Raw genomic sequence first — 21640 nt, forward strand, 5'->3', positions numbered from 1 at the left:
CCAGTGATAAAAAGGCGCGAGGTTCAGCGCCGAAGTCACTGAAGAGTAAGCCTGGGGAAATGGCCAAACAATCCGATAATCGACTGAGTGTTCGTTTATCGAACAGATTGTTGTTTCCCTATGATCGTTCCCACGCTCCGCGTGGGAATGCAGCCCGGGACGCTCCGCGTCCCTGTAGAGCCGAACGCAGAGCGTCCGTTGAGGCATTCCCACGCGGAGCGTGGGAACGATCATGTGGAGGTACTCAGGTCGCATCCGCATGACTGACCATGCCCTTGATCACCACCGCCGTGGTCGCCAATGCCGCCGGAATCACCAACGCCGTTAATACCTGCTCGAAGTTCCAGCCCAGGCCCAGCAACGTTGCGCCCATCCACGCCCCGAGAATCGCGCCAAAGCGACCGATGCCCAGCATCCACGACACGCCGGTCGCCCGCCCCTGGGTCGGATAAAACCGCGCCGCCAGCGATGGCATCGCCGATTGCGCGCCGTTCACGCACATCCCCGCCACCAGCACCAGGGTCGCCAGTAGAGTGATGTTGCCCAGGCTCTGCCCTACCGCGTAGGCAAACACCCCGGCCAGCAGGTAGAACGTGCCGATGACCTTGTGCGGGTTGAAGCGGTCCATCGCCCAGCCCACCGCCACCGCGCTCAACACCCCGCCGAACTGGAACAACGCGCCGATGAACGCGGCCTGTTCCATGCTCGCGCCGCTGTCACGCATCAGCGTCGGCAGCCAACTGGTCAACAGGTAAACGATGACCAGGCCCATGAAATAGGTCAGCCACAGCAGCAAGGTGCCGGTGCTGTAGGTGCCGGAGAAGATCACCGCGAACACATTGCGCGCCTTGACGGTTTTCTGTTCCGGCACGCTGAAGCTCGAGGCTTGGGCCACGGTCACCGGGTCGATCGGCGCCAACGTCTTGCGCACTTTGTCGGTGCCACGATTGCGCACTACCAGGTAACGCGCCGATTCCGGCAGCCAGAACAGCAGAACCACGGCGAGAATCAGCGGCAACACCCCGCCGATCAGCAGCAGGCTGTGCCAGCCGAACGCCGGAATCAGCTTGGCGGAAATGAACCCGCCACCGGCCATGCCCAGGTTGAAGCCACAGAACATGCTGGTCACCAGCAGGGATTTCTTGCGCTCCGGGGTGTATTCCGAAAGCAAGGTGGTGGCGTTCGGCATCCCCGCGCCCAGGCCGAGACCGGTCAAGAAACGCAGCACCAGCAGTTGCTCGACATTGGTGCTGTAAGCCGAGGCCAGGCTGAAAGCGCCGAACAGCAGCACGGCGCCGACCAGCACCACTTTGCGGCCGAAGCGGTCAGCCAGCGGGCCGGAACCCAGGGCACCGAAGACCATGCCGATCAGCGCGGCGCTCATTACCGGGCCGAGGCTGGCGCGGTCGATGCCCCAATCCTGCGACAGCGCCGGGGCGATGAAGCCCATGGCGGCGGTGTCGAGGCCGTCGAGAAAGACAATCAGGAAACACAGGATCACCACTCGCCATTGATAGCGCGAGATCGGTTGGGCATTGATGAAGGTCTGCACGTCGAGGCAGTTACCCACAGCGGACTGAGGCTGGTTCATTATTTTTATTCCACGCAAAAAACGCAGTCGAACGATGGCCGGCCAACGCGCAGCACGGTCATGAGAATAGAGGGTTTGAATCAGGCGTCGCGTTGCATCCGGCAACAGAATCGGCAAGGCGGACAGTCGGAGAACATGCGCATGGTGAGGTGCCTCTTGTCATTATTATCGGAGTCGGCAGTCCGGGCTGACTCTGCTGGTCAACGCCGGATGACGCTGCCGCGACATTAATGATCCGAGGGTTTTAGCGTCAATTCGATAAACGCAACACTGTGCGTTTATCGAACAGCTTCATCAGGCAAACAACTGCGCACTGAGGTCGCGACTGGCGCTGAGCAGGCCCGGCAGGAAGCGCTGCTCCAGTTCGCTGCGACTGACTCGCCCGGCGTGGGTGCTGACGTTGAGTGCTGCGACCACCTGGCCGGACGCGTCATACACCGGCACGGCAATCGAGCGCAGGCCCTGCTCCAGTTCCTGATCGACAATGCACCAGCCCTGCTGCCGCACCTCTTGCAGGCAGGCGAGCAAGGCATCAGGGGTATGGATCGTGCGACTGGTCTTGGCCACCAGTTCAGCGTGATCGAGGTATTCGCCCAGCGACGTATCGTCGAGTGCCGCCAACAGAATGCGCCCCATCGAGGTGCAATACGCCGGCAGCCGCCCGCCGACCGACAGGTCCACCGAAATCAGCCGCTGGGTCGTTGCCGAGCGGGCGATGTACAGAATGTCGTCGCCCTCGAGCGTGGCCATGTTGCAGGCTTCGTGCAGTTGTTCGCTCATGCGGTCGAGGTACGGCTGCGCAGAAACGGCCAGCGGCGTCGACGACAAGTAGGCATGGCCAAGGGTCAACACTTTCGGCAGCAATGAATAGGTGCGACCGTCGGTGGTGGCGTAGCCGAGCTTGATCAGCGTGTGCAGGCAACGGCGCACCGCCGCGCGAGGGATTTCGGTGCGGTGGCTGATCTGGGCGATGGTCAGATGGCGCTTGCGCTCTTGAAACGCTTGCACCACGGCCAGACCGCGGGCCAAAGAGGTCATGAAATCCGGATCGCCGGTCAGGGCCTGGATGCGCTTGGCCGGCGAAGCGACGATCGGCGGCGCCACGGAAGTGAAGGAATTGCGCATTTGATCGTTCATTTAAGGTCCTTGGTCCGGCTCGGATCAGTGGCTATACAAACGGCTCACAGGCGAATGTACAAGCGCTGGCAACGCAACATTGGGCGATTATCGAACCGCCGACCGATAATCGCAATCCGTCATCACACCCGGTCAGCCTGACCCGTTCAACGGCCCGCCTTATTCACCATGTCGAATTTAGTTGTTCATTTAATGGCGCCAAAAACTGAGCACCCGGCAAATAGTCCGCAGCGCGCAGTGCAACTAATAAACTTGCGCGCAACAAAACAATCACACATTCAGAACCGTTTTTAACTTGGCAAAGATAGTCATTCCGCAATCGATAGCTATAATGCACCTCAGTGGCGCCGCGTTTTCATTGACCGCGATCGCCACCCGCTGAGGTGATGTTCATCATCGACAGCCCGGCCAGCGCCAGACGCCATTACTCATGCAACGCCTGCGTTCGCCAAACAGGAAACTGATGCTGCGTCAGTTTTATCGGGTGCCGTAGCCGCCTGACAGACGAAAGTCCCGTTCGCTCACCGATTCAACTAATGCCTGTTCAGGCATTGAAATGGCGGGGGCGCTCGAGCGATTCGTTGCAGTGCGTTTCACCGGATATTCAACTCAACTCATACAGGTATCACTGTGACGAAAGACGAACTGCGCGCGGAACTTGAGCGCCAGGAACAACGTTACAAGGAAGTTTACGGCGGGGAAGTCACCACCTACGCCGCCCAGCCCGAACCGGAACGTAAAGCCTGGCGCAAGCGCCCGACCGTTCAGGATCAGGTGTTCAAGCAGGAAATCGAGAAAATCGAAAAGGAACTCAAAGCCGAAGAGCCTTGAACACAGGCGGCGGTTATTGAAGGTTTGTGTCCGCACCGCTGACAAACACGGTGAAACGACGATGCCTCGCGCGCCCGCTACCCGCGGGCAGCGGCAATCCTCGCGTCTGACAGGCTGATGACAGACGTCCTACAGGTTTCACAGATATTTCAGACAAGCGTTTGAGCGATCGCCCAGCCAATTAAAACGCCGGCAAATCATAAGATTTCCATTAAGAATCAATGAGTTGAAAAACCCTGCGCACCGCTGGGTTTTAACGCGCTGCAACAAATTAACGTGAAGAAGAGTGTGACCAGTGAGCAGACAGGGCATCGATTTCCTGTCTTTTCTGGCATAATCGCGCCCCCTTACGACCGGGTCAGAAAACCTTCATGATCGATTTATTCAGCGGACTGGATGCTTGGGTGCTTGTGAGCCTCTTGCTCGCCCTGACGTTTGTCCTCGCCTTCGAGTTCATCAATGGATTTCATGACACCGCTAACGCGGTAGCCACTGTTATCTACACCAAAGCCATGCCGCCGCATCTGGCAGTGTTCTTTTCCGGCGTGTTCAATTTCCTCGGCGTGCTGCTGGGCGGTGTTGGCGTGGCGTATGCCATCGTCCACTTGCTGCCGGTGGAACTGCTGATCAATGTGAACACCGGCCATGGCCTGGCAATGGTCTTCTCGTTGCTCGCTGCGGCCATCGCCTGGAACCTGGGCACCTGGTACTTCGGTATCCCGGCTTCCAGTTCGCACACGCTGATCGGCTCGATCCTCGGTGTCGGCCTGGCCAACGCGCTGATCAACGACATCCCGCTGGCTGACGGCGTGAACTGGCAGAAAGCGATCGACATCGGCGCCTCGCTGGTGTTCTCGCCAATGGCCGGCTTCCTGATCGCCGCGCTGGTGCTGATCGGCCTGAAGTGGTGGCGCCCGCTGTCGAAGATGCACAAGACGCCGGAGCAACGCCGCAAGATCGACGATAAGAAACACCCGCCGTTCTGGAACCGTCTGGTGCTGGTGATCTCGGCCATGGCCGTGAGCTTCGTGCACGGTTCCAACGATGGCCAGAAAGGCATCGGCCTGATCATGCTGGTCCTGATCGGTATCGTGCCTGCGCAGTTCGTGCTCGACCTGAACAGCACCACCTACCAGATCGAACGCACCCGCGACGCGACCCTGCACCTGAGCCAGTTCTACCAGCGCAACGCCGATTCGCTGGGTGAATTCCTGGCCCTGGGCAAAAGCGTGGAAGGCGATCTGCCGGAGAAATTCCGCTGCAACCCGCAGCAGACCGAACCGACCATTTCCGCCCTGCTGCACACCCTTAAAGGTGTAGCGGACTACCACTCGCTGCCGTCGGAAAGCCGCATCGAAGTCCGTCGCTACCTGCTGTGCCTCGACGACACGGCGAAGAAAGTCGGCAAGTTGCCAGGCCTCGAAGCCCGTGAAAAGGCTGATCTGGACAAGCTGCGCAAAGACCTGACCACCACCACCGAATACGCCCCGTTCTGGGTGATTCTGGCGGTCGCCCTGGCGTTGGGCCTGGGCACCATGGTGGGCTGGAAGCGCGTGGTGCTGACCATTGGCGAGAAGATCGGCAAGCAGGGCATGACCTATTCTCAGGGCATGTCGGCGCAGATCACCACGGCCAGTCTGATCGGCATGGCCAACATCTTCAGCCTGCCGGTGTCGACCACGCATGTGCTGTCTTCGGGTGTGGCCGGGACCATGGTTGCCAACAAGAGCGGCTTGCAGGGCGGCACGGTCAAGACCATTTTGCTGGCCTGGGTGCTGACCCTGCCGGCGACGGTGGCGCTGTCGGCCGGGTTGTTCTGGTTGGCTTCCAAGGCGTTGGGTAGCTGATCTTCAGCTGCTTGTGAAGGAGGCGCGATTCTTTGGAATCGCGCCTTTTTTTTGGAGTTGGGTTGGGATTGGGGGCATATCCGTTGCTGCGGGGGCTGCTGCTGGCGGTTTCGCTCTTACGGCGAGTCCCTTTTTCAAACGCCGGAGTGCCGGCCCAGCAAAAAGGAAGCCAAAGGCTTTGCCCCGGCGTTCGGCCCCTCGCTGGGGCTCGGGGTTCCTTCGTTACGGAATCGCTCCGGGCGCAGCGGCTACGGTTTGCTTCGCTGCACCTACTTCCGCTGTGTACGACTTCGTCGTACGGTCGCTACGCTCCCACACCCGGATCGATCCCTTCACTCAGCCTTCCGAAGGGGCAAAAGATCAAAAACCAAATCAAAAGCCAGAGCAAAATCAAGCCAGAGCAAAATCAAAAGCCCCTCACCCTAGCCCTCTCCCGGAGGGAGAGGGGACTGACCGAGGTGAATTGAAGAGGTACACCGACATGCAGTACCGAGTCGAATGCAAGTTCTGAACGGCCCGCGAATCGGCCCCTTCTCCCTCGGGAGTGTATGTACCGGACACATGGTGGACAGGTGTTCGGAGACATGGTGGACACTTTTTAATAGGCACATTGCTCATCATCAAGGAGATGACCTGTGTCCTGGCAAGAGGCATCCACCATGCAACTTCGTACAGAGTTTGTGCATTTGGCTCGGCAAGAAGGAGCGAATGTTCGGCAGCTTTGCCGTCGATTCAATATCAGCCCAAGTACTGCCTACAAATGGCTCAACAGGTTTGAAATATCAGGTGTAGAGGGGTTGCACGATCAGTCCCGTCGACCGAAAACATCACCGAAACGTTGTGCTGATGAGGTTGAGCAGCAGATTCTGACCATGAGTCAGCAATACGACGCCTGGGGTGCCCGCAAGCTCAAGCGCGTGCTGGAAGATGAAGGCGCTGTGATGCCCTCTGTCAGCACTGTGCATGCGGTTTTGCAGCGTCATTCGCGTGTTGATCCAAAGGCTACCGAGATCAAACCATTTATCCGCTTTGAGCACGAAGCGCCTAACGATCTATGGCAGATCGACTTCAAGGGACATTTCAGTCTGAGTCACGGACGCTGCCATCCATTCACAATACTGGACGACCACTCACGCTTTTCGCTGTGCATTGCCGCATGTGCCAATGAGCAGCGCCAAACTGTACAAGACCATCTAATCCGGACGTTTCGACGCTACGGTCTGCCGTTGCGCATGACGATGGACAACGGCTCGCCATGGGGCGATCAGACTGGCGTTTATACTGCGCTGGAAGTCTGGCTGATGAGCCAAGGCATTAAGGTCGGTCACTCCCGGCCTTATCATCCGCAGACTCAGGGAAAACTGGAGCGCTTCCACCGCAGCCTGAAAAATGAAGTCCTGCAAGGCCGGTTTTTCACCGATCTCGACGACGCACAACGGGCGTTTGATACCTGGCGCGACATCTACAACCAGAAACGCCCTCATCAGGCGCTGGGCATGGCGGTGCCGGCGGCTCGTTACAGTGGCAGCCCACGGGAATATCAGGAGCGACCGGCGGAACCGGAGTACAACGACGCAGATGTGGTCAGGAAGGTACAGGTGGGAGGCGAAATCTTCTGGAGGAATCGGGAATACAAGATCGGAAAGGCTTTTTATGGCAGGTGCATAGCGATCAGGGAGACGACGGAGGACGGCATCCACGATGTCTACTGGAGTAGACATCGTATCGCCCGAATCGACTTGAACTTGCAGATCGTGACGGCAGGTAAGAAGATCTAAAACCGTCCACCATGTCTCCGAACATGTGTCCACCATGTCTCCGGTACATACAGGGAGAGGGCTGGGGTGAGGGGCGAATCCACCGCAAATCACAAGCCATGCGTCGCTTCTAACCACTCAACAATGAGCGCCAGCTCGAGTGCTCTTTCTTGATCTTGCCTAACCAGCGACATCGGAAGGCTGAGCGGAGGGATTGATCCGGGCGTGGGAGCGCAGCGACCGTACGACGAAGTCGTACACAGCGGACGTAGGTGCAGCGAAGCAAACCGTAGCCGCTGCGCCCGGATCGATCCCGGAGCGAAGGGACCCGAGCCTGCGAGGGCCGTACGTAGGAGCAAAGCCTTTTGGTTCCTTTTTGGCGTCTGAAAAAGGGACTCGCCGTAAGGGCGAAACCGCCAGCCGCAACACCCGAAACAACGGATATTCACCCAAAACCCCAAGAGCCTGGTCGGCCCAAAGGCCGCCACGGCCCAAAAAAAAAGGGGCAACCGAAGTCGCCCCAAAATGCCTTGCGTGCCCATCAACCCAGAAGAACTTACTTGCGCCGCTTATGCGCATCCTTCCAGATAAAAAACCCAAACCCTGCAAAAAACAGCACCATCAGCCCCACCGTCAGGACCCCGGCAAACACCACGTTATCGAAAAACATGACTGGCCTCCTGGCCCCTGCTTTGCTGCGATGAGTGCAAATTAGCAGACACACAGGCACGCACATTGACCAGGATCAATGTCCGCAACAAAGGAAAGAAAGACGTGAAATTAAATGACCTGCATCAAGGAATGCAGAGGGAGATCAGCGCTTTTTCGGCTTGTTCTTCGACTTTTTCTTGGCTTTTCCCAACGGCATCGCCTGCTCGAACGCCTGGCGGACTTCGTTCAGGCGCTTCTCGTTGAGGTCATGCACACGCTTGGCGCGCTCGCTGCTGAGGTCGATCAGTTTGTCGTCTTGGCTCATGGCATCAGTACATCGCAGAGAAGGATCACAACTGCCACATCACCGGCAGGACTGCGCCAATCATGCCGCTTGACGCGAGCGCTGACCAGCCACACCGGCACCGCAATCAAATCTCGATATCGACCCACAACCCCTGACGCGGCTGATCTTCCATCAGCGGCACCACCGGCACGGTGTTGTCGGCATTGAGCTCGGTACCGGGGACGGCCAGATGTTCTTCCGGGTCTTCATCAGCCTCACGACGCCGACGTTCGCGCTCCTGCTGCCGGCGCTGTTCCTCGCGCAGCAACAGACCATCCTCTTCGGGATTGCGTTTTTGCAGATCGATCGTGCTTTCGTTGGAGCTTTCCTGCACCGGCACCACCGGAGGGATGTCCGGCCGCGGGCGGATCGGATCCTGCTGGGAAGTGATCGGCACGGCGCTCAAGGGGAGCATCGGTGGCAACATATATAGGTCTCCTGTGTGCAGGCTATCGGCTGCGCTACAGGCGCCTTGAGCCGCCCGTCGCAAACTTGTGACCCGGTTGGCACCCACAGGTGCCCTGCCGCTGGAAAAAACCGACGCCTGACGCTCCGGTACCCGCTTGCAGCTTGCAGCTAAAAGCTCGCCACTGCTCCTATTCCTTTGGCCCTGAAGCCGTCATTCCGTTAAGATAGCCCGCTTTTTCAAGGTGGGAGTCAGGCAGCATGGCGCAGCAGTATCAACCGGGGCAACGCTGGATCAGTGACAGCGAAGCAGAGCTTGGTTTAGGCACCGTTCTGGCACAGGACGGCCGCTTGTTGACCGTGCTTTACCCGGCCACTGGCGAAACCCGCCAGTACGCGCTACGGAATGCGCCCCTGACCCGCGTGCGGTTTTCGCCGGGTGACAGCATCACCCACTTCGAAGGCTGGAAGATGACCGTGCAGCAGGTCGACGATGTCGACGGGCTGATGGTCTATCACGGTCTCAACGGGCAGAACGAAGCCGTCACCCTGCCGGAAACCCAGCTGTCGAACTTCATTCAGTTCCGTCTGGCCAGCGACCGCCTGTTCGCCGGCCAGATCGATCCGCTGCCGTGGTTCTCCCTGCGCTACAACACCCTGGAACACACCAGCCGCCAGTTGCAGTCCTCGCTGTGGGGCCTGGGTGGCGTTCGCGCACAACCGATCGCGCACCAGTTGCACATCGCCCGTGAAGTTGCCGACCGCATCGCGCCGCGCGTACTGCTGGCGGACGAAGTGGGGCTGGGTAAAACCATCGAAGCCGGTCTGGTGATCCACCGCCAATTGCTGTCAGGCCGCGCCAACCGCGTGCTGATCCTCGTTCCGGAAAACCTCCAGCACCAGTGGCTGGTGGAAATGCGCCGCCGTTTCAACCTGCAGGTCGCGCTGTTCGACGAAGAACGCTTCATCGAAAGCGATGCCACCAACCCGTTCGAAGACACGCAACTGGCGCTGGTCGCGCTGGAATGGCTGGTCGACGACGAAAAGGCGCAGGACGCACTGTTCGCTGCCGGTTGGGATCTGCTGGTGGTCGACGAAGCGCACCACCTGGTCTGGCACGAAGAAAAGGCCAGCCCGGAATACTCGCTGGTCGAGCAACTCGCCGAAGTCATTCCCGGCGTGCTGCTGCTCACCGCTACCCCCGAACAACTTGGCCAGGACAGCCACTTCGCGCGTCTGCGCCTGCTCGACCCGAACCGTTTCCATGACCTGGCGGCATTCCGCGCCGAGAGCGACAACTATCGCCCGGTCGCCGAAGCGGTTCAGGAACTGCTCGACAAGGGCCGCCTCTCGCCCGCTGCGCACAAGACCATTCACGGTTTCCTCGGCAACGAAGGCGAAGCCTTGCTGACCGCGGTCAACGATGGCGACACCGAAGCCAGCGCGCGTCTGGTGCGTGAACTGCTCGATCGCCACGGCACTGGCCGCGTGCTGTTCCGTAACACCCGTGCCGCCGTGCAGGGTTTCCCGGAGCGCAAGCTGCACCCGTACCCGCTGCCCTGCCCGGACGAATACCTCGAACTGCCGTTGGGCGAACACGCCGAGCTGTACCCGGAAGTCAGCTTCCAGTCCCAGCCGGAGGCCAGCGAAGAAGAACGCTGGTGGAAATTCGATCCGCGCGTCGAATGGCTGATCGATCAGCTGAAAATGCTCAAGCGCACCAAAGTCCTGGTGATTTGCGCCCACGCCGAAACCGCGATGGATCTGGAAGACGCCCTGCGCGTGCGCTCCGGCATCCCGGCCACGGTGTTCCACGAAGGCATGAACATCCTTGAGCGTGACCGCGCCGCCGCCTACTTCGCCGATGAAGAGTTCGGCGCGCAGGTGCTGATCTGCTCGGAAATCGGCAGCGAAGGTCGCAACTTCCAGTTCGCTCACCATCTGGTGCTGTTCGATCTGCCGTCGCACCCGGACCTGCTCGAGCAGCGTATCGGTCGTCTCGACCGAATCGGCCAGAAGCACATCATCGAACTGCACGTGCCGTACCTGGAAACCAGCCCGCAAGAGCGTCTGTTCCAGTGGTACCACGAAGCGCTGAACGCGTTCCTCAACACTTGCCCGACCGGCAACGCCTTGCAGCATCAGTTCGGCCCGCGCCTGCTGCCGCTGCTCGAAGAAGCCGACGACGGCGAGTGGCAAGCGCTGATCGACGAAGCACGCGCCGAGCGTGAGCGTCTGGAAGCTGAGTTGCATACTGGTCGCGACCGTTTGCTGGAGCTCAACTCCGGTGGCGCTGGCGAAGGTGAAGCGCTGGTCGAAGCGATTCTTGAGCAGGACGACCAGTTCGCCCTGCCGATCTACATGGAAACCCTGTTCGACGCGTTCGGCATCGACAGCGAAGACCATTCGGAAAACGCGCTGATCCTCAAGCCGAGCGAGAAGATGCTCGACGCCAGCTTCCCGCTGGGCGACGACGAAGGTGTGACCATCACCTACGACCGTAACCAGGCGCTGTCGCGCGAAGACATGCAGTTCATCACCTGGGAGCACCCGATGGTGCAGGGCGGCATGGACCTGGTGCTGTCCGGTTCGATGGGCAACACCGCCGTCGCGCTGATCAAGAACAAGGCGTTGAAGCCGGGCACCGTGTTGCTGGAACTGCTGTATGTCAGCGAAGTGGTCGCCCCGCGTTCGCTGCAGCTGGGCCGCTACCTGCCGCCGGCGGCGCTGCGCTGCCTGCTCGATGCCAACGGCAACGACCTGTCGCCACGGGTATCCTTCGAAACCCTCAACGATCAGCTGGAAAGCGTGCCGCGCGCCAGCGCCAACAAGTTCATCCAGGCCCAGCGCGATCAGCTGACGCCGCGGATCAACGCCGGCGAAGACAAGATCGCCCCGCGTCATGCCGAGCGCGTGGCCGAGGCGCGTCGTCGTCTGGCCGCCGACACCGACGAAGAACTGGCGCGCCTGACCGCGTTGCAAGCGGTCAACCCGACCGTGCGTGACAGCGAACTGGAAGCGTTGCGCACTCAGCGTGAGCAGGGTCTGGCGATGCTGGATAAAGCGGCGTTGCGTCTGGAAGCGATTCGGGTGCTGGTGGCGGGCTAACCGCCCCGCTCCACCGCTGAAAACAAAAAGGCCCGCAGCGATGCGGGCCGATCGTTCCCACGCTCTGCGTGGGAATGCCTCAAGGGACGCTCCGCGTCCCAGCTTCGGTAGGGACGCGGAGCGTCCGGGCTGCATTCCCACGCGGAGCGTGGGAACGATCATGTGGGAGTGAGCCTGCTCGGGAAAACGGTCAGGCAGTCGCCGCAGAAATTTCAGGCTCAACCACCGCCACCAACCCCTCCTTCATCCGCTGCGCATCCCGCACAAAACACCGCGAAGCCAGAAACAGAAACACCATGGTCAGAAACAGCGCCACCGGAATCAGGTACATCGCGTCATGCAGGCCGACCGCCTTGAACGCTTCGGTCATCTGCTCCGCCCCCGCCGACAGCATCGCTGTGTGCGCGAAATGGTCCGACAGGCCACCGACCACCACCGGCCCCAAACCACCGCCGAGCAGATACAGCCCGGCAAAGAACAACGCCATCGCCGTCGCACGCAGGCGCGGTTCCACTACATCCTGAATCGCCGTGTAGACGCAGGTGTAGAAGTTATAGGCGAACAGCCAACCAACACTGAACACCGCGACGAACACGCCGATCTCGATTCGCCCGGCATGCAGCGCCCACGCCGTACACAGGGTCGAGATGATCAGACTAAACCCGGCAAACAGCAGCCGCCCGCTGGCCACACGCTGGTGAATCTTGTCGGCGATCCAGCCGCCGAGCGTCAGCCCGACCAGCCCGGTCACGCCGACGATAATCCCCGTAGCTACCGCCGCTTCCTGCAGCGGCATGAGGAAATAGCGTTGCAGCATCGGCACCAGAAACGAGTTGCAGGCATAAGTCGCGAAGTTGAAGCACAGCCCGGCCATGACCAGCCAGAGGAACGTCGGCACCGCCAGCACGCGACGAATCGGCTTGTCGACTTTGTCCTGCGAGACCTGCACGGTTTCCGCCGCGCCGCGCTTCGGTTCCTTGATGAAGAACATGAACACCGCCAGGATCAGCCCCGGCACTGCGGCAATAAAGAATGGCGCGCGCCAGCTGTCGAAGGCCTCGACCATCGCGCCGATGGTGAAGAATGCCAGCAGCAGCCCCAGCGGCAAGCCGAGCATGAAAATCCCCATGGCGCGCGCCCGACGGTGCGCCGGAAACAGATCGCCGATCAGCGAGTTCGCCGCCGGTGCATAACTGGCTTCGCCGATGCCGATGCCCATGCGCACGATCAGGAAGCTCCAGAAACTGCCGACCATACCGTTGACCGCAGTCAGTGCACTCCAGGTCGCCAGGCCCCAGCCCATCAGTTTGCTGCGTGAACCGGTGTCGGCCATGCGCCCGAGTGGCAGGCCGGCAATGGCGTAAACGATGGTGAACGCAGTGCCGATGATGCCCAGCTGAAAGTCGCTGAGGTGCCATTCCATGCGGATCGGCTCGATGATGATCGCCGGAATGGTGCGGTCGAAGAAATTGAACAGGTTGGCGAGGAACAGCAAAAACAGAATGCGCCAGGCATTCGCCGCTTGGGTCGAGTTCTGCATGGGTCCGTCTCTTTATTGTTATGGGGCTTCACTGCCAGCGCGTTCGAGCCCGGAACCTGCAATCTAGTCAGCCGCGCGAGGGCTGTCTGTGATCATTCGCCAGCCTGATATCGGCCCATCGCACTGTAACGAAACGTAAGCCCTTGATAACGCTGAAATCCCCCGTCATACGGGGCTTTCGCGGCAAAATCCGGGCACAAAAAAATACTTTCGCGCCCCCCTTCCCAAGTCCATGGCAAAGCCTAGAATGGCCGCCGGATCCGTCCGGATCTGCCGATCAATCCCTTTGATACCCTCGCCCATGTCTGAAGTCAGTCCGTGTCTGAATTGCGGTGCCTGCTGTTCCCATTTTCGCGTGTCTTTTTTCTGGGGTGAATGTGCATCCTCCGGCGGTACGGTGCCCGATGAACTGGTCGCGCAAATTACCCCGAGCCGGGTGGCGATGATCGGCACCGACCGCAAACCCGCACGCTGCATGTCGTTGGCGGGCGAGGTCGGCAGCGCCGTGGCCTGTACGATCTATGAGAAACGCTCAAGCACCTGCCGAGAATTCGAAGCGTCGTGGGAGAACGGTGAACACAACCCCGACTGCGACAAGGCCCGCGCCGCGCACGGTTTGCCGCCGCTTGATCCGCACTGGAACGACCTGCCTCTGGAGCGAATCGCCTAACGCTTAGCGCGAATCGCTATGTCGTTAATGCCGAAATCATTAGCACCAATGTGCCACTACCGCTTGCGCGCCAAAATCCGCCTCTATACTCCAGTCATTCGCCTGCGTTGAACGCGCAGAAAGGACGACTTCAGAGACGGGGCACGCTATGGAGTGGCTTGGTTTGCATTTTGTTACCGAGCTGCCGGCGCGCGGGCAGGTCATTCTCGATTGCACTCACAACCCGTTGCTGGTGCTGGCGGCCTATCTGGTCGCCTGCGCGGCGAGTTTCGCCACGCTCGATATGGCCGAGCGTGTGGTGCATGCCGAAGATCTGGCCTCGCGGCGGCTCTGGCGCTGGATCGGCGCGACCTGTCTGGCCGGTGGCATCTGGGCCATGCATTTCATCAGCATGTTGGCTTTTCAGACGCCCATCGATATCGAGTATGACCTCGGCATTACCCTCTTCTCCCTGCTGATCGCCCTGCTCGCCTCCTGGCTCGCCATGCAAACCCTGAGCGAGGTGCAGCCCGGTGCACAGCGCTGCCTGAAAACGGCGTGTGTCATTGGCCTGGGGATCGCCGGCATGCATTACGTCGGCATGGCGGCGATGAAATCGAGCGCTACCACTTACTACCATCCGGGAGTGTTCGCGTTGTCGGTGCTGATCGCCATCGGTGCCAGTTTCGCCGCGCTATGGGTCGCCCGCTATTTGAGCGAAGGCAGCGGCGTGGCCCATCAGTTGCTCAAATACAGCGCTGCGCTGATTCTCGGCGCTGGCATCATCAGCATGCATTTTACCGGCATGGCTGCACTGAACCTGGTCATACCCGAGGGCGGCGTGGCAGCGAGCGGCGGTGCAACCGGGCATCTGCAACTGGGCCTGACCGTGGCGTTGATCATCCTGTTGATACTGGGCAGTGCGATCAGCGCCGCCCTCGCCGACAAGAAGCTGCAAAACAAGGAGCAAGACCTGCGCCGGGTCAACGCCCTCCTCAGCCAACTCGACCAGGCGCGCATGTCGCTGCAGCAAGCGGCCAACTACGACGCGCTGACCAACCTGACCAACCGCCGCGGCTTCAACCAGATGTTCGCGGAAAAAATCAGCCAGAAAACCAGCGAAGGCGGCATGCTGGCGGTGATGTTTCTCGACATCGACCATTTCAAACGGATCAACGACAGCCTCGGCCATGACGCCGGTGATGCGTTGCTCAAAGTCATCGCCAGTCACATCAAAGGCTCGGTGCGCAGCCATGAAGACGTGGTCGCGCGCTTCGGCGGCGACGAGTTCTGCCTGCTGATCAACCTGCATGAACGCGAAGAGGCGCGTCACATGGCGCAGCGCATCATGCTCAAGATGAAAGAGCCGATCGAACTGGCCGGGCGGCGCATGGTGATGACCACCAGCATCGGTATCAGCCTGTTCCCCGACGATGGCAGCACCTGTGAGGAATTGCTCAAGCACGCCGATCTGGCGCTGTATCAATCGAAGAATGCCGGGCGCAATGGCCTGCATTTTTTCAATCCCAGCCTGAAAAGCCGTGCGACCCTGGAGTTGCAACTCGAAGAAGAATTGCGCCAGGCCCTGCGCGAAGAAAACGGTCTGATGCTCTACTACCAGCCGATCTTCGAACTGAAAACCGGTCGCGTCACCAAGCTCGAGGCGCTGATCCGCTGGCAGCACCCGTTGCACGGTTTGCTGACCCCGGATCGTTTCATCGCCATCGCCGAGAGCAACGGCCTGATCGCCGAGCTCGACAACTGGGTGCTGCGGCGCGCCTGTCGTGATCTCGGCGAGCTATCCAGCCATGGCTGCGAGGAGCTGAAAATCGCCTGGAACTGCTCGCCGCTGAATCTGGCCCGCGAAGAGCTGGCCGATGAAATCGAACACGCCCTGCGCAGCGCCGGGGTGGCGCCGGAACGACTGGAACTGGAGGTCACCGAAAATGCGCTGATGGGCAACATCGCCAACACCCTGGTGCTGTTGCGGCAGATCCGCGCGCTGGGCGTGTCGCTGTCGATCGACGACTTCGGCACCGGTTATTCCTCGCTGGCCTACCTCAAGCGGCTACCGCTCAACACCTTGAAAATCGACCGCTCGTTCATCCTCGACATCCCCAAGGCCACGGCGGACATGGAGATCGTCCAGGCGATTATCGTCATGGCGCACACCCTGCATCTGCAAGTGGTCACCGAAGGCGTGGAAAGCCTGGAGCAGTACGAGTTTCTCGAGCGCTCGGGCTGCGATTTCATTCAGGGTTACTTGCTCAGCCGACCGGTGCCGCTCAATGAGCTGCGCCCGGTGCTGGAGGAAATCAACCAGCGCAGAGCGTCGCCGGCGTTCAATCCGTTGTTGCTGGCGCGCGGTACATTTGCACCAGTGTCGCTGGGTCCTGCGCCAGATAGCCCTGCGCCCCATGCAGGCGCATCAGTTGTGCGGCCAATCCGCTGAGCGGCGTCGCCGAACCCTGTTCACGGGAAAACTTCACCGCCGTGTCGAGATCCTTGAGCAGCGTGCGCACGTGCCATTTGATCGGTTCGAAACGACTCTCGGCCATCTGCGGGGCGAGAATCTGCAGCGGTTTCGAATCGGCAAAACCGCCGGCCAGCGCTTCGGCGAGCAGACTGGCGTCGACCCCGGCCTGTTCGGCCAGCGCCACCACCTCGGCAATCACCAGCGCGTTGCAGGCGACAATCATCTGATTGCACGCCTTGGTCACCTGGCCGGCGCCGACGCCGCCCATGTGCGTGACGCGCTGACCAAGACTCAGCAGCACCGGGCGCACCCGCTCAAGATCCGCTGCCGCGCCGCCGACCATGATCGCCAGACTGCCCGCCTCGGCGCCGACCACACCGCCGGACACCGGCGCATCGAGCCAGCCCATGCCGGTTCGCTGCGCCAGTTGCGCGGCCATCTCGCGGGTCGCCGTCGGTTCGAGGCTGGAAAAATCCACCAGCAGTTGCGCGCTTTTCGCGCCCTCGACGATGCCGCCCTCGCCAAACACCACCTCGCGCACCACCGCCGTGTCGGCCAGGCACAGCATCACTATATCGGCGTGTTCGCACAGTTCGGCGGGGCTCGCCACTTGCCGGGCACCGGCCTCGACCAGCGCCGCGCACTTGACCGGGTTGCGATTCCACACGGTCAGCGGGTAGCCCGCCGCCAACAGACGCCGGCACATCGGCAGGCCCATCAGGCCGATTCCGGCAAACCCCAACGAAGGTCGCGTTGACATCATTTTGCCTCTTTTCCATTAAAGATCGCCGAATAATGGCCGATTCAACAACGATCAGGAAAGGATTCCCCCCAGCGACAGTCAGGCCACAGCGCTGACGCTCGGGCTCAATTCGCGCAAAAAAGACGCGAGATCCTATTCCGTGAGGTTCGCTGACATCGGTCATCGGGCCAACCCAGTCCAGGTACATGGCGCACCATGACATCCAAAAACAATCCTGCCACTGCGATTTCCGACCTGACCTCCAGCCCCGCCGCCAACAGCCCGACCAAGCCTGCGCAACCCGCGCGTCCGCTGTCGACCCAGCAATACCTGTACTTCACCGAAACCAATACCGACCGCATCCTCGACAACCTCGACGGCCTGCGCGATCTGGTGTTCCCGCGCCCGCCGCACCTGGAAGGCGATAACGAACAGCACAACGATCAGGAGTTTCCTTCGGTGTGCCTGATCGGCCTCGGTCGCTGCGGCTCCAACATCGCCCTCGACGTCGCGGAGCTGGTGTACAACGCGCGCAAGTTCTACCTCAACGAATTCAACAACGAAGATCGCCCGGCCGGCCGCCGTCTCGCCGACAAAGGCTACAGCCCGGCGCAGTGGATCAAAAACAACCTGCGCATCGGCACCAACAAGTCGACCAAACCGGTGTTTCTGGTCGAACCGCTGGTGATGCTCGGCGACCTCGACAAGGACATCGCCGGACGCATCCGTTTCTCGCGCAAGGGCGAAAAAAGCGGCTTCCTGCGCGACTACAGCAAGATGAAGATCATGGACTTGTCCGAAGTCCACGCCGGTGGCGCCGGTAACGCGCCGATCCTCGGCCAGTATCTGGCGAAGATCATCCTCAACAAGGACACCCAGCGCTTTTCCAGCCCCGACTGGAAAATGATCCACTCGTACCTGATCGACAGCTGCGGCATCAAAGCCAACCAGTCGCGCCTGTACTTTTCGATTTTCAGTGCCGGCGGCGGTACCGGTTCGGGCATGGCCTCGGAATTCGGGCTGGCCCAGCAGCACTCGTACATGAACAAGACGTTCGACACCAAGCCGATGGACGAACACGACGGCAAAAGCGGTCATTCGTTCGTGTTCGAGCCGATCTTCACCAGCGGCATCTGCGTGCTGCCAAACATTTCCGATCACCGCAGCGAAATGTCCGAGGCGCTGCACATCAACGCCGGGCGTCTGCTGTGCAAATACCTTTCTGAGGAATGGGATTTCTCTTACAACTTCGCCAACGAAGACAGCAGCGAAGCCAGCGTCATGGGACGGATTCGCCCGTGGAACGCGATGATGCTGATCTCCAACGACATCATGCGGTACGCCGAAGAAAGCGATGACGGCAACATCCAGAACATTGATGTCAATGCGATGGAAAAGCACGCCAACCAGTACATCTCGCAGCAGATTTTCAACATTCTTACCGCGCAGGCCGTGACCACCGACTACGACCAGAACTACTTCCGCCGCGCCGGCATCGACATCGGCGAGACCATTCGCCTGGACGCCAACGACCTGTTCATGAGCCTGGCCGGCCCGGTGGCGATTGCCTACGCCGAATCGGTGGTGCCGGAAACCCCGCCGCCGAGCAGCGACAAGTTCAAGGTTTTTGAAAAAGAGCCGCAGCGCCTGAACATCGACGATCTGTTCTTCCGCTCGATCGACCTGCCGCATTTCAACAAGGTCACCCAGGCCATTGAAGGCATCAGCCTGCTGCCGATCGAGTCCAAGCGTTATCGCGCGTCGCTGGAGCAGTACAAGAATTCCGGCTACGACGCCGCCGCCCTGCATGACCTGCACTTCTTCAAGAACTGCTCGTCGGTGGTTTCGATCGTCTCGCTGCCCAAGGACTACAAGCTGTCGTACATGGACCTGAACCGGCTGAAGACCCACCTCAACAGCCTGTTCCCCAACACCACGCTCAAACGTTACGCGCTGGTGATCGGCGCTTCGGCGAACCTGTCGCTGACCACCCTGATCGCCAAGAGCCCGTGCCTGTCGGACGATTTCCTGACCCTGATCGTGGCGTTCATCAAGCGTTGCTTCGCCAAGACCCCGTACCGTTTCGACGAGACGCTGGACAATTCGATTCTCGATTTCATCATTCAGGAAGAGTTTGACGAAGACCGCATCGACGACTTGCTCAACGAATTCGAAAACCCGGCGAAGATCCTCGACACCAACTGGTACGCGATCAAACCGATGTACGAGAAAAAGTACCGGGAATTGATCAACGACAAAGACAAGTTCGTCTCGATCAACGACATTCGCCTGTCGCGCGATTGTGTGAAGAAGTCGATCAAGTACCTGCGCGAGATCTACCGTCACCGGATCGGCAAGACCAAGGTGATTTCCCTGAATAACCATACCGGGAAGACTTACTCGGTCTGATCAGAAACCGAGTCGCCTCTATCGCTGGCAAGCCAGCTCCCACAGATTTTGTGGTGCTCACAATATTTGTGCTCACCCGGACACTGTGGGAGCTGGCTTGCCAGCGATGGGGCCTTCAAATTCACTAAAGATTTCAGCCTTTCCAACATCCAGAAACAATTAAGCGACCCTCAGGCCGCTCGATCAACTGTTCCCGTTACGTTTACGTCACCGTGAAGTGAGACTCGTCTGTGGCGTTTCTCTACGGCAACGTGCCATCACGCTACTCCGCTACACACTTTTCGCCGGTGACCAGTCGCACCATCAAGGTGCGTCGCTTGCAGGGGTCGCCCTTTCCTGGATCAGAATCCACGGTGAAACGACGACTGCCCACAGCTGTGGATCGCGCTCGAAAATATCCAGCGCCCGCGTTTCAGACAGCTTGGCGACCTTGTCGTCGGCCAGCCAGGCCGCGACTTTCTCGCCTTCGTCAGACGCCACGGCCTCGGCAGCGGCGATCAAATCCAGCTCAGGGGCGACCCACAATAGAGCACCCTTGGCGAAGAACGGCTCCAACTCTTTCCAGGTGATAGATGCGGTTTCCCCAAGCAGCTTGGCATAGAGGGTGCTAGGTTCTTGATTCATGGGCTCTGTCCGGAAAAGAAATCGACGCGAATCATAACGTTGGTGGTCCGCCAGAAAAACCCGGTTGCAAATGGCTGCACCGAACGAAAAGAGCAGGAACGCCAGGGAATGCTGCTGTTTGAGCTATATGCCTACAAACGCCCCGCCGCAATTCTGTCTTTTTCATTCAAAAAAGCGACACCTCCAGGTTTTGCCCCTTGGCGCCCGCTTCCCAGTTGAACAAGCGGCGCTCTACACTGTACCGGTACAGTTGCCGGGGCATTTCCGGAGGATGTCGCAAAGATATCTGACCCGGTTCTGCTGCTACGGCGCCAGAACTCTAAAAAATACAACAGTAAGAGTGGAGCACTATGACTAAGGCTACTAAGCAGATTTCCAAACTGTTTGCCGCTATGGTTCTGGCCGGGGTTGCCAGCCATTCGTTCGCAGCTGACACCATCAAAATCGGTATCGCCGGCCCTAAAACCGGTCCAGTAGCCCAATACGGCGACATGCAGTTCAGTGGCGCGAAAATGGCCATCGAGCAAATCAACGCCAAGGGCGGCGTCGACGGCAAGAAACTCGAAGCCGTTGAATACGACGATGCCTGCGATCCGAAACAAGCGGTAGCGGTAGCGAACAAGGTCGTCAACGACGGCGTCAAGTTCGTGGTCGGTCACCTGTGCTCCAGCTCTACTCAGCCAGCTTCGGACATCTACGAAGACGAAGGCGTGATCATGATCACCCCGGCTGCCACCAGCCCGGAAATCACCGCCCGTGGCTACAAAATGATCTTCCGTACCATCGGTCTGGACAGCGCCCAGGGCCCTGCGGCCGGTAACTACATCGCCGATTACGTGAAACCGAAAGTGGTTGGCGTGCTGCACGACAAACAGCAGTACGGTGAAGGCATCGCCACTGCGGTGAAATCGACCCTCGAGAAGAAAGGCACCAAGGTTGCCGTGTTCGAAGGCGTCAATGCCGGCGACAAGGACTTCTCGGCGATCATCGCCAAGCTCAAGCAAGCCGGTGTCGACTTCGTCTACTACGGCGGCTACCACCCGGAGCTGGGTCTGATCCTGCGTCAAGCACAGGAAAAGGGCCTGAAAGCCAAGTTCATGGGTCCGGAAGGCGTGGGTAACGACTCGATCACCCAGATTGCCAAGGACGCCTCCGAAGGTCTGTTGGTGACCCTGCCGAAATCCTTCGACCAGGATCCGGCCAACGTTGCCCTGGCTGACGCGTTCAAAGCGAAGAAGGAAGACCCGAGCGGCCCGTTCGTGTTCCCGTCCTACTCCGCGGTTGAAGTGATTGCCGCCGGTATCACCGCTGCCAAGTCCGAAGACGCCACCAAAGTTGCCGAAGCGATCCACAAGGGTTCGTTCAAGACCCCGACCGGTGACCTGAGCTTCGACGCCAAGGGCGACCTGAAAGACTTCAAATTCGTGGTTTACGAGTGGCACAACGGCAAACCTAAAACTGAAGTTTCGCCTCAGTAAGGCGCTGCCTGACTGACTGCCAATAAAGCCCACGGCGTGCCGTGGGCTT

The 21640-nt window shown here is 59.8% G+C and carries 16 protein-coding genes; 8 read left to right on the top strand and 8 right to left on the bottom strand.

Annotated elements, in window-relative coordinates:
* Nucleotides 1–244 precede the first annotated feature (244 nt).
* Together M0746_RS18950 and pcaR are read right to left on the bottom strand one after the other, a co-directional pair.
* Nucleotides 245–1591: an MFS transporter gene (locus M0746_RS18950; RefSeq protein WP_258450222.1), complete on the bottom strand. Its 1347-nt coding sequence runs from the start codon at nucleotides 1589–1591 to the stop codon at nucleotides 245–247.
* A gap of 294 nt (nucleotides 1592–1885) precedes the next feature.
* A complete protein-coding gene (gene pcaR / locus M0746_RS18955) occupies nucleotides 1886–2728 on the bottom strand; it encodes a pca regulon transcriptional regulator PcaR (RefSeq protein WP_090282140.1) in 843 nt (280 codons plus the stop codon).
* 630 nt (nucleotides 2729–3358) lie between these two features.
* On the opposite strand from pcaR, the gene M0746_RS18960 reads away from it, so the two are divergent.
* The 3 genes from M0746_RS18960 (at nucleotide 3359) to M0746_RS18970 (ending at nucleotide 7184) form a co-directional block, all read left to right on the top strand.
* Complete coding sequence (locus tag M0746_RS18960) at nucleotides 3359–3559, top strand: hypothetical protein (RefSeq protein ID WP_008080067.1); 201 nt, start codon at nucleotides 3359–3361, stop codon at nucleotides 3557–3559.
* 371 nt (nucleotides 3560–3930) lie between these two features.
* On the top strand, nucleotides 3931–5406 hold the full coding sequence (locus M0746_RS18965) for an inorganic phosphate transporter (protein ID WP_258450223.1): 1476 nt from the start codon (nucleotides 3931–3933) through the stop codon (nucleotides 5404–5406).
* A gap of 635 nt (nucleotides 5407–6041) precedes the next feature.
* The gene (locus tag M0746_RS18970) at nucleotides 6042–7184 is read left to right on the top strand and encodes an IS481 family transposase (RefSeq protein WP_446731279.1); all 1143 of its coding nucleotides are present in this window, start codon (nucleotides 6042–6044) and stop codon (nucleotides 7182–7184) included.
* A 535-nt stretch (nucleotides 7185–7719) separates the two neighbouring features.
* On the opposite strand, the gene ccoM is transcribed toward M0746_RS18970, so the two are convergent.
* The 3 genes from ccoM to M0746_RS18980 all read right to left on the bottom strand — a co-directional run bounded on the left by ccoM (nucleotide 7720) and on the right by M0746_RS18980 (nucleotide 8587).
* Nucleotides 7720–7833, bottom strand: a complete 114-nt coding sequence (ccoM, locus tag M0746_RS29235; protein ID WP_016771346.1) for a cytochrome c oxidase subunit CcoM — start codon at nucleotides 7831–7833, stop codon at nucleotides 7720–7722.
* 144 nt (nucleotides 7834–7977) lie between these two features.
* Nucleotides 7978–8139 (bottom strand): hypothetical protein, encoded by a 162-nt coding sequence (locus tag M0746_RS18975; protein WP_203421035.1) that lies wholly within the window; start codon nucleotides 8137–8139, stop codon nucleotides 7978–7980.
* A gap of 106 nt (nucleotides 8140–8245) precedes the next feature.
* A complete protein-coding gene (locus tag M0746_RS18980) occupies nucleotides 8246–8587 on the bottom strand; it encodes an aspartate-semialdehyde dehydrogenase (protein ID WP_208938427.1) in 342 nt (113 codons plus the stop codon).
* A 239-nt stretch (nucleotides 8588–8826) separates the two neighbouring features.
* Here M0746_RS18980 and rapA point away from each other — a divergent pair, with 239 nt between their 5' ends.
* Nucleotides 8827–11673 (top strand): RNA polymerase-associated protein RapA, encoded by a 2847-nt coding sequence (gene rapA / locus M0746_RS18985; RefSeq protein ID WP_258450224.1) that lies wholly within the window; start codon nucleotides 8827–8829, stop codon nucleotides 11671–11673.
* A 190-nt stretch (nucleotides 11674–11863) separates the two neighbouring features.
* Here rapA and M0746_RS18990 read toward each other — a convergent pair whose 3' ends face one another.
* The gene (locus M0746_RS18990) at nucleotides 11864–13213 is read right to left on the bottom strand and encodes a spinster family MFS transporter (protein WP_258450225.1); all 1350 of its coding nucleotides are present in this window, start codon (nucleotides 13211–13213) and stop codon (nucleotides 11864–11866) included.
* A 301-nt stretch (nucleotides 13214–13514) separates the two neighbouring features.
* Between M0746_RS18990 and M0746_RS18995 the strand changes: the two genes are divergently transcribed.
* Nucleotides 13515–13883 carry a YkgJ family cysteine cluster protein gene (locus tag M0746_RS18995; RefSeq protein ID WP_208938430.1) on the top strand — a complete coding sequence of 123 codons (369 nt, stop codon included), beginning with the start codon at nucleotides 13515–13517 and terminating at the stop codon, nucleotides 13881–13883.
* 148 nt (nucleotides 13884–14031) lie between these two features.
* A complete protein-coding gene (locus M0746_RS19000) occupies nucleotides 14032–16314 on the top strand; it encodes a putative bifunctional diguanylate cyclase/phosphodiesterase (protein ID WP_258450226.1) in 2283 nt (760 codons plus the stop codon).
* Here the strand turns inward: M0746_RS19000 and M0746_RS19005 are convergent.
* On the bottom strand, nucleotides 16205–17101 hold the full coding sequence (locus M0746_RS19005; protein WP_258450227.1) for an NAD(P)-dependent oxidoreductase: 897 nt from the start codon (nucleotides 17099–17101) through the stop codon (nucleotides 16205–16207). The genes M0746_RS19000 and M0746_RS19005 overlap by 110 nt on opposite strands.
* Nucleotides 17102–17296: 195 nt before the next feature.
* Between M0746_RS19005 and M0746_RS19010 the strand changes: the two genes are divergently transcribed.
* Nucleotides 17297–19489 (top strand): hypothetical protein, encoded by a 2193-nt coding sequence (locus tag M0746_RS19010; protein ID WP_258450228.1) that lies wholly within the window; start codon nucleotides 17297–17299, stop codon nucleotides 19487–19489.
* A 303-nt stretch (nucleotides 19490–19792) separates the two neighbouring features.
* Here the strand turns inward: M0746_RS19010 and M0746_RS19015 are convergent, their stop codons facing one another.
* Nucleotides 19793–20113, bottom strand: a complete 321-nt coding sequence (locus M0746_RS19015) for a DUF2288 domain-containing protein (protein WP_258450229.1) — start codon at nucleotides 20111–20113, stop codon at nucleotides 19793–19795.
* A 350-nt stretch (nucleotides 20114–20463) separates the two neighbouring features.
* Between M0746_RS19015 and M0746_RS19020 the strand changes: the two genes are divergently transcribed.
* A complete protein-coding gene (locus M0746_RS19020; protein WP_258450230.1) occupies nucleotides 20464–21591 on the top strand; it encodes a branched-chain amino acid ABC transporter substrate-binding protein in 1128 nt (375 codons plus the stop codon).
* Nucleotides 21592–21640 lie beyond the last annotated feature (49 nt).

This window comes from Pseudomonas sp. S11P7 (assembly GCF_023195435.1).
Taxonomy (GTDB): domain Bacteria; phylum Pseudomonadota; class Gammaproteobacteria; order Pseudomonadales; family Pseudomonadaceae; genus Aquipseudomonas; species Aquipseudomonas fluorescens_G.

What these genes read in the sequence shown, in the direction of transcription:
- M0746_RS18950 (WP_258450222.1), bottom strand. Translation starts at nt 1,591, where the DNA reads ATGAACCAGCCTCAGTCCGCTGTGGGTAACTGCCTCGACGTGCAGACC.
- M0746_RS19020 (WP_258450230.1), top strand. Translation starts at nt 20,464, where the DNA reads ATGACTAAGGCTACTAAGCAGATTTCCAAACTGTTTGCCGCTATGGTT.
- M0746_RS18965 (WP_258450223.1), top strand. Translation starts at nt 3,931, where the DNA reads ATGATCGATTTATTCAGCGGACTGGATGCTTGGGTGCTTGTGAGCCTC.
- pcaR (WP_090282140.1), bottom strand. Translation starts at nt 2,728, where the DNA reads ATGAACGATCAAATGCGCAATTCCTTCACTTCCGTGGCGCCGCCGATC.
- rapA (WP_258450224.1), top strand. Translation starts at nt 8,827, where the DNA reads ATGGCGCAGCAGTATCAACCGGGGCAACGCTGGATCAGTGACAGCGAA.
- M0746_RS19010 (WP_258450228.1), top strand. Translation starts at nt 17,297, where the DNA reads ATGACATCCAAAAACAATCCTGCCACTGCGATTTCCGACCTGACCTCC.
- M0746_RS18990 (WP_258450225.1), bottom strand. Translation starts at nt 13,213, where the DNA reads ATGCAGAACTCGACCCAAGCGGCGAATGCCTGGCGCATTCTGTTTTTG.
- M0746_RS18995 (WP_208938430.1), top strand. Translation starts at nt 13,515, where the DNA reads ATGTCTGAAGTCAGTCCGTGTCTGAATTGCGGTGCCTGCTGTTCCCAT.
- M0746_RS19000 (WP_258450226.1), top strand. Translation starts at nt 14,032, where the DNA reads ATGGAGTGGCTTGGTTTGCATTTTGTTACCGAGCTGCCGGCGCGCGGG.
- M0746_RS19005 (WP_258450227.1), bottom strand. Translation starts at nt 17,101, where the DNA reads ATGATGTCAACGCGACCTTCGTTGGGGTTTGCCGGAATCGGCCTGATG.
- M0746_RS18975 (WP_203421035.1), bottom strand. Translation starts at nt 8,139, where the DNA reads ATGAGCCAAGACGACAAACTGATCGACCTCAGCAGCGAGCGCGCCAAG.
- ccoM (WP_016771346.1), bottom strand. Translation starts at nt 7,833, where the DNA reads ATGTTTTTCGATAACGTGGTGTTTGCCGGGGTCCTGACGGTGGGGCTG.
- M0746_RS19015 (WP_258450229.1), bottom strand. Translation starts at nt 20,113, where the DNA reads ATGAATCAAGAACCTAGCACCCTCTATGCCAAGCTGCTTGGGGAAACC.
- M0746_RS18980 (WP_208938427.1), bottom strand. Translation starts at nt 8,587, where the DNA reads ATGTTGCCACCGATGCTCCCCTTGAGCGCCGTGCCGATCACTTCCCAG.